Here is a 7,141-nt window from a genome sequence, read left to right as displayed (position 1 = left end):
TGATGCCCGGCACGTCGCCGGCGCGACCGGCGCCGGGGACCGGACATGCCAGAAAAGGGTGGAGCTCGGATGACGGGGACGACGGAAAAAGACGGGGGCACGGCGACGAAATCGCGCGCGCCCGAAGGGATGGCGGGGCTGGCCAAGGGCCTGGCCATCATCGAGCTGTTCGGGGAAGAGCACCCGGCTGTCACCGTTTCCTCCGCCGCCGATGAGACCGGCATTTCGCGGGCCAGCGCGCGGCGCTGCCTGCTGACCCTGACCGATCTGGGTTATCTGACCAAGAACGGCCCGCGTTTCATGCCGACCCCGCGCATGTTGCGGCTGGGTCGGTCCTATACCGGCGCGATTCCGCTGCCCCAGCTTGCCCAGCATCAGCTTGACGCGGCGCGCGAGGAGCTGGGGGAATCCGTCTCGCTGTCGATCCTGGAGGATGGCCGGTCAACCTTCGTTGCGCGGGCCGAGGCTGCGCGGCTGGTCTCCACCGCGATCCGTCTGGGCACCCGGCTGCCCGCCTATGCCGCGGCCACGGGGCGTATCCTGCTGTCGGCCTATGACGACGAGGCGCTGGATGCCTATCTCGACGCGGCGGAGCCGGTGGCCATGACCAAGCATACGGTTACGGACAAGGCCAAGCTGAAAGAGATCATCCGCGCCGCCGGCCGTGACAAGGTGGCCTTCACCGACGAGGAGCTGGAACTGGGCATGGTCAGCATGGCCATTCCGGTCTTCGACCCGGACGGCCAACTGGTCGCCTCGATGAGCGTGAGCGCGGCGCGGCCGCGCCTCACCGTCAAGGACATGCGCGAGCACATGCTGCCCACCCTGCGCATCTATGCCGAGGCGCTGTCGCGGTCCCTTTGAACGATGCCGGCGGGCAAGGCTGCCCGCGTCAGGTCAGCATCATCGTGGTGGTCTGAAGGTTCTTCGCCAGAAGGAATTGTCACGTTAACACGGGTCCGTTGGCAGCGTTGGATATTTTTCGTAGTTGCTACGCATGAGTACGACTGTCAGCTACAAGCGCCACCGTTTTCCGCCAGAGATCATCACGCACGCGGTTTGGCTTTATGTGCGTTTCAACCTCTCCCTACGCGAGGTCGAGGAAATGCTCCTGAACCGTGGCGTCGACGTTTCCTATGAGACGATCCGGCGTTGGGCGGCGAAATTTGCCCCTCAAATTGCCCGGAATTTGCGTCGACGCCAGGCCCGTCCCGGCGATATCTGGCATCTCGATGAGGTTGTGGTAACGATATCGGGGCGGAAGTTCTGGCTCTGGCGCGCGGTCGATCAGAACGGGCTTGTTCTGGAGGAAATCCTGCAATCCAGACGCGACAAGCGTGCCGCAAAGCGTCTTTTGAAGGCGCTGATCAAGCGGTTTGGCTTGCCCAAACGGATCGTCACAGACAAGCTGCGATCCTACGGAGCGGCCAAACGTGAAGTCGCATCCGGTCTCGAACATCGTTCCCACAAGGGCTTGAACAACAGGGCGGAAAACAGCCATCTACCGTTTCGAAAACGAGAGCGTTGCATGCAAGGATTTCGCTCTCCGGACGGGTTGCAACGGTTTGTAGCCTGCCACACTGCCGTCCGAAACCGTTTCTCAGTTCCCGCCAGCCGCCGTTCCGCAAACGCAACACGCTATCATCGAATCGAAGCCTTCGACGCTTGGAAGGGCGCCGCGAGCATCTGACGCTCTAAAACAGGCCATTTCCTCGGCGCCAGCGAGTTAAGTTGACAACGCCCTGTCTAGACAATACCGGAAAGGATAGAGCCGCCGCACCGTCGATCAAACCGGGCGGTGCGTAGCGGTCGGTTCACCGATATGAGGTAAGAGCATATCATGCCAGATGCAGCCAGCCCCGGCCGTCTGTCCACGATCGCATCGGCCGCATTGCTGGGCGGCACGATTTTCACCCTCGCGGACCTGTTCAGCAACAATCACCTGTTCGCCGGAATCGCGATCACGCTGATCGTGTGCCACATCCTGATGCGCTGGCGTCATGTGCGCACGAACGCCAAGGTCCTGCTCCTGCTGGCCGCGCTGTCGGGGGCGCTGCTGGTCCTGACCGGGGGCGATCCGGGCAGCCTTGCCCTTGCAGCAAGCCGCGCGCTCTACCTTCCCGCCCTGCTGGCCGTCATGGCGATCCTGCGGGTGGCCGCGATGCGCTCGAACATCGTCAGTACCGCCGCCCATTTCGTGGTGGACCAGCCCCCGTCGCGGCGGTTCGCCCTGCTGGCCAGCGGCAGTCATATCTTCGGCATCCTGCTCAATCTCGGCGGCCTGCAGCTTCTGCTCGGGATCGCGCTGGCCGAACGTGACCGCGCCGCGCCCAGCCCCGACATCGCCGAAGTGCAGGGGCGGCGAATCACCAATGCGGTCCTGCGCGGCTTTGCCGCCACGATCCTGTGGTCGCCGGTCGGACTGGCCATCAACATGCTCATCCCGCTGATGCCGACATTGGGATATGTGTCCTACCTGCCCTACGGCCTTGGCCTGATGGTCGTCTTCTTCGCCCTCGGCTGGGTGTTCGACCGGCTGGAGCGCCGTCCGCGCCGCACCTTCACCCCGTCGCCCCACAAGGGCGCGGGCCTCGCCATGGCCGCGCTGCTCGGGTTGCTCCTTGCGATCACCGGGCTGTCGGCACTGGCCGAGGCGGTGGTCGGCATTCCGATGCGGGCCGCGATCCTGATCGTCATTCCCGCCATGGCGGTGATCTGGGTCCTGCTGACCGAGGGGCGCCCCTTCTCGGGCAATCTTAAATCCCTTGCCCGCGACGGGTTCCGCGCACTGCCCGATTCAACCAGTGAAATCTGCCTGATCGGCGCCAGCGCCTTCCTCGGACTGACCGTGGTGGAAATGCTGCCCGCCGAAAAGCTTCGCATGCAGATCGAACATGTCTCGATCGGGCCGGGCGTCATCGCCTGCATCATCATCCTGCTGATGACACTGGTAAGCCAGCTTGGCCTCTCACCCATGATCGGCGCGCTGCTGTGCTCCGGCGCTATCATCTCGTCCGGGATCGACATGCCGGAACTGATGCTGATGCTGGCCTTGATGTGCGGCTGGTCCGGCTCGATGCTGCTGTCCCCCTTCGCGTCCACTCTTGCCATCGCCACGGGGATGATCGGCAAGTCCCCCCGCGACGTGGGCCTGCGATGGAACGGGCCATTCATCCTGACCTATTACGTGATCGTCATGACCGCCCTGCTGATCGCGGGCGCGATGCTCTGACCTGCCGCTGGGGCAGCCTCTCATTCGTTTGAAGATTGCAACCGGGACCGTCAGCCCGAATTGACTCCAACTCGGGCTGCCTCTAAGTTGATGCGGTATTCGATGTTTGTTCGAATACCGGGCTCAATAGCCAGACCCGCTCCAAAGAGCGGGACAAGAACCGCAGTGGGTAGGGAGGATGTTGCCCCAATGATATTCCAGAAACTGACCGCCGCAGCGCTCGGCGTTGCCATGCTTGTGGGCGCCGCGCCCAAATCCGCCGAGGCCGATATCCTCGTGATGGGCGGCAACCCGGAAGGAAGCCTGTTCTACGCGCAGTCCCAGGCCATCGCCTCGGTCATTGGCCAATATACCGGCGACCGCGTTGACGTGCTGCCGCAATCCCCGACGGTCTTCTTCCCGATGTTCGTCTCCAGCGAGGCCGATCTTGGCCTTTCGAGCCCGATCGAAGCCGACTTCGCCTTCCGCGCCGTCGGACCCTATGAAGGGGCCAATGGCGGCGAAGGGTATCCGATCTCCACGATCATGCTCGGCTCGCCGATCCGCCTGTCGCTCGTGGTGCGCGGCAGCTCGGACATCCAGAGCATGGCCGATCTGAAAGGCAAGCGCGTCGTGTCGAACTACGGCGCCTTCGCGGGGTCCTCGATCACCGCCGAAGCCGCGCTCGCCAATGCCGGCCTGACCGATGACGACATCGAAGTGGTCAGCGCCTCCAGCTATCCCGAAGGCGTGACCGCCGTGATCGAGGGCCGCGCCGACGCCGCCGTCGGCTCCATCGGCAGCGGTATCCTTCAGCAGCTCAACGCCGCCGAAGGCGCGCGCATCCTGTCGATCGACCCCTCGCCCGAAGCGATGGCCCGTTCGCAGGAAATCGGCAGCGCCTTCGTTCCGATCGAAGTGCCCGCGGGCATCGTCGGTGTCGACAGCGACATCCACGCGCTCAGCTATGCGACCACGCTCTACGGCCGCAGCGATCTGGCCGACGAAAAGGTCACCGCGATCCTCGAGACCCTGTGGGAGCATTCCGAAGAGCTGAAGGCCATTCACCCGTCGCTCGCGACCTGGACGCCGGATCGCTTTGCCGACACCGCCGTCGTGGTTCCGTTCCACCCGGCCGCCATTGAATTCTTCAAATCCAAGGGCGTGTGGACCGACGAGCTCGAAGCCCGTCAGGCTGAGATTTCGGCGAAATAACCCATGATGCGCCGGGCCACGTCCCGGCGCGACACAGCAACGGATCGCTCCGGCCTGGTGAAGGCGGCCGGGGCGATCCTCCCTGTAAGAGCTCACACGCCAACCGGAGGCCAGACACCCGTGCAAGAAAACAACAGGGTTCTGAAACGCCCGTATCGCTACGTCTACGAGGTCCTTGCTATCATCCTGCCCATCGCGGCACTGATCTATTCGCTTCAGCTGCTGCCGCGCTTCGGCATCATCATATACAAGGAACAATACCTGACGCTGTTCATCGCGATCTGCGTCGCGATCTCGTTCCTGGTCAAACCCTTCTCCAAGTCCCAGGTCCGCGAAACGCCGCCCTGGTATGACATAATCGGGGCCGTTCTGGCGCTGATCGTCGGGGGTTACATCTTTCTGAATTACGACGAAATCGTTCGCAGCCTTGGCCTCATCACCACCGACAAGGTGATCGTCAGCGTGATCGGTATCGTCCTGCTTCTCGAAGTGGCACGCCGCCATGTCGGCTGGACCATGGTTAGCGTCGGCCTTCTGGCTTTGGGCTACGCCTATTTCGGTCACTACCTGTCGGGCATGTTCGAAACCCGCGTGATCCGCTGGGACCGGCTCGTCACCTATAACTATCTCGGAACCGGGGCGATCTTCGGCACGCCGGTCTATGTCGCGGCCACCATCGTCACCAGTTTCGTGGTCTTCGGACAGGTACTGTTCCTGGTCGGTGGCGGCGATGCGATCTCTGACTTCGCCTTCGCCCTGATGGGCCGCCGCAAGGGCGGACCCGCCAAGGTCGCGATCATGTCCAGCGCGCTCTTTGGCTCGCTCTCGGGCAGCGCCTCGGCCAACGTGGCCACCACCGGGATGCTCACCATCCCGATGATGCGCAAGGTCGGATATTCGCCCGAACGGGCCGGCGCGGTCGAGGCAGTCGCCTCCACCGGCGGCCTCGTCCTGCCCCCGGTCATGGCCGCCACTGGCTTTCTCATGGCCGAGTTCCTGGCCGTTCCCTATGCCACCGTGGCCATCGCGGCGGCGGTTCCGGCGCTCCTGTTCTACTTCTGCGTCTACCTTCAGGTTCACCTCGAAGCGGTGAAAGCCAGCATGGAAGGCGCCGACGCGACCGAGCTTCCGGACCTGCGCGATGCGGGCCGCCGGATGATCCCGGTGGCGGTGCCCTTCGCGATCCTGCTCTGGACGCTCTTTGGCTGGAACTGGAACCCGGCGGCCTCGGCCTTCGCGGCCAGCTTCGCCACGATCCTGATGTCGCTGGTCCTGCCCAGCATGCGCCGCCCGGCGCGCGCCTATGTCCGCACCTTCGTGGAAGCGGGCGAAGCCACGGTGTTCATCGCGATCATGTGCGCCATTGCCGGGATCGTCGTGGGCTGCCTCGGCCTGACCGGCCTTGGGTCGAGCCTGTCGCAGAACCTCATCGCGGCCTCGGGCGGCAGCATCTGGCTGCTCCTGATCTTCTCGGCCATCGGCTGCATCATCCTCGGGATGGGGGTGCCGGTGACGGCGACCTATATCATCCTCGTGATCCTGATCGGCCCGGCCTTCGAACAGCTCGGCATCAACAAGATGGGCGCGCATATGTTCATCTTCTACTTCGGCACGCTGTCCTTCCTGACGCCGCCGGTCTGCCTGTCGGTCTTCGTGGCCTCGTCGATTGCGCGCTCCGCTCCGATGAAAACGGCGCTCGAGGCCCTGAAGCTCGCGGTGGTGGCCTATATCATCCCCTTCGCCTTCGTCCTGAACCCTGCCTTCCTTCTGCAAGGAACCCTGGTCGAGATCGGCGCGGCCATCATCGGCGGCGTGGCTTCGGTCTTCCTGATCTCGGCTGGGCTCGTCGGGTATCTGGCGCGGCGGGTGTCGGTGGTGATGCGGCTGGTCCTGATCGCAATCGGGGTGGCCAGCTTCTTCCTGACCGGCCTGCACCCGGCCTTCGCGCTGCTGCCGCTCGCGGCCATTGTCCTGCTCTATGGGCAACAGAAGCTGATGGGGGGAAGCGCGGCCGGCGCAGTTGTCGGCAGCTAACCCCGGAAACCGGCATCCCGCCCCGGCGGGTTCGCTCAGCGGCGCCCCTCGCAAGTCGGGCGCCGCTTTTGCGTGGCACCTGCGCGCCCGTGCGTCAGGGCGTTGCAAGGATCGCCTCCAGCGTCTCCTCGGGTTCGGTCAGCATCGACAGGTGACTGCCCGCGATCGTCACGATCCGCGCGCCCCGCGCCTCCATCACCGGCACGAAGCGCGTCATCGGCGACGCAATGCCCCATTCGGTGCACAGGATATAGGTGTTCAGTCCCGGCATTTGGTGGATTGGATCCCTGATGAATCTTTCGGGCTCTGATGTCCAGATTTTGCAGATGTATTCATAGGGTGTGAGCCCGTTGAGTGTCTTGAGCCTGCGTGCGAAGTTGTATGCTGCCATGAAGTCCGCGAGGTGCGTGCTCAGCTGGTCGTGGCTGTCGTAGTGGTACCGTTTGACGGTGGCCTCCTTGATGGTGCGGTTCATCCGCTCGACCTGACCATTAGTCCAGGGATGGTTCGGCTTGGTAAGCCGATGCTCGATCCCATTTGCCTGGCAGATCATGTCGAACCGCATCTGCCTGGATGATGCGGTGTTGCGGTTGCGGGGTTGCTCGGCGAACTGGATGCCGTTGTCCGTCAGGATGGTGTGAATGCGATAGGGAACGGCTTCGAGCAGGTGCTCCAGGATCC

The 7,141-nt window shown here is 63.7% G+C and carries 5 protein-coding genes and 1 pseudogene; 5 read left to right on the top strand and 1 reads right to left on the bottom strand.

The window, feature by feature from the left end:
* Nucleotides 1-69: 69 nt before the first annotated feature.
* The 5 genes from ABYW26_RS08095 (at nt 70) to ABYW26_RS08075 (ending at nt 6,460) form a co-directional block, all read left to right on the top strand.
* On the top strand, nt 70-864 hold the full coding sequence (locus ABYW26_RS08095) for an IclR family transcriptional regulator C-terminal domain-containing protein (protein ID WP_372604263.1): 795 nt from the start codon (nt 70-72) through the stop codon (nt 862-864).
* Nucleotides 865-997: 133 nt separating this feature from the next.
* A complete protein-coding gene (locus tag ABYW26_RS08090) occupies nt 998-1,690 on the top strand; it encodes an IS6 family transposase (protein WP_372604262.1) in 693 nt (230 codons plus the stop codon).
* A gap of 150 nt (nt 1,691-1,840) precedes the next feature.
* Nucleotides 1,841-3,232, top strand: a complete 1,392-nt coding sequence (locus ABYW26_RS08085; RefSeq protein WP_372604261.1) for a hypothetical protein — start codon at nt 1,841-1,843, stop codon at nt 3,230-3,232.
* A gap of 189 nt (nt 3,233-3,421) precedes the next feature.
* The gene (locus ABYW26_RS08080) at nt 3,422-4,426 is read left to right on the top strand and encodes a TAXI family TRAP transporter solute-binding subunit (RefSeq protein WP_372604260.1); all 1,005 of its coding nucleotides are present in this window, start codon (nt 3,422-3,424) and stop codon (nt 4,424-4,426) included.
* 120 nt (nt 4,427-4,546) lie between these two features.
* Nucleotides 4,547-6,460 carry a TRAP transporter fused permease subunit gene (locus tag ABYW26_RS08075; RefSeq protein ID WP_068101170.1) on the top strand — a complete coding sequence of 638 codons (1,914 nt, stop codon included), beginning with the start codon at nt 4,547-4,549 and terminating at the stop codon, nt 6,458-6,460.
* Nucleotides 6,461-6,716: 256 nt separating this feature from the next.
* Here the strand turns inward: ABYW26_RS08075 and ABYW26_RS08070 are convergent.
* A pseudogene (locus ABYW26_RS08070) lies at nt 6,717-7,141 on the bottom strand (integrase core domain-containing protein); the annotation flags it as partial.

This window comes from Actibacterium sp. (assembly GCF_041584535.1).
Lineage (GTDB): Bacteria > Pseudomonadota > Alphaproteobacteria > Rhodobacterales > Rhodobacteraceae > Actibacterium_D.
This window is presented reverse-complemented; position numbering and strand designations above follow the sequence as displayed.

What these genes read in the sequence shown, in the direction of transcription:
- ABYW26_RS08095 (WP_372604263.1), top strand. Translation starts at nt 70, where the DNA reads ATGACGGGGACGACGGAAAAAGACGGGGGCACGGCGACGAAATCGCGC.
- ABYW26_RS08090 (WP_372604262.1), top strand. Translation starts at nt 998, where the DNA reads ATGAGTACGACTGTCAGCTACAAGCGCCACCGTTTTCCGCCAGAGATC.
- ABYW26_RS08085 (WP_372604261.1), top strand. Translation starts at nt 1,841, where the DNA reads ATGCCAGATGCAGCCAGCCCCGGCCGTCTGTCCACGATCGCATCGGCC.
- ABYW26_RS08080 (WP_372604260.1), top strand. Translation starts at nt 3,422, where the DNA reads ATGATATTCCAGAAACTGACCGCCGCAGCGCTCGGCGTTGCCATGCTT.